Raw genomic sequence first — 361 nt, 5'->3', positions numbered from 1 at the left:
GCACTGCTCAGTGCCGAGGCCGGCGTCGGCTTCAAGACCTCCAGCAGCAGTGCCGATGGCAGCAGCCAGGTCTCGCGCGGCTCCACCATCCAGGGGGGCGGCAACGTCAACCTGACCAGCACCCAGGGCGACATCCACGTGGTGCAGGGCAATCTGAGCGCGGGCAACACGCTCAGTCTGGATTCGGCCGGTGACATCCTGCTGGAAGCGGGCAAGGCGCACGTGGCCGACCGCAGCAAGAGCAGCAATGCTGGCGCCGAAGTCGGCGTGGGCGTTGCAGTGGGCGCGCAGACCGGCGTGTACGTTTACGCCGAAGCCAGCGTCGGCAGCAGCAAGTCCAATGCCGAGAGCAGCACCTGGC

At 67.6% G+C, this 361-nt stretch carries 1 protein-coding gene; it reads left to right on the top strand.

Annotated features, from left to right (window positions below; translation table 11 throughout):
- On the top strand, nucleotides 1-361 hold a 361-nt coding region (locus tag EN852_RS36555; RefSeq protein ID WP_135879740.1), incomplete at both ends, for a hemagglutinin repeat-containing protein.

The organism is Mesorhizobium sp. M2E.F.Ca.ET.209.01.1.1, assembly GCF_004010375.2.
In the GTDB taxonomy this organism is placed as follows: domain Bacteria; phylum Pseudomonadota; class Alphaproteobacteria; order Rhizobiales; family Rhizobiaceae; genus Mesorhizobium.
Note: the sequence above shows the minus strand (reverse complement) of the source record. Positions and strands in the feature narration are given on the sequence as shown.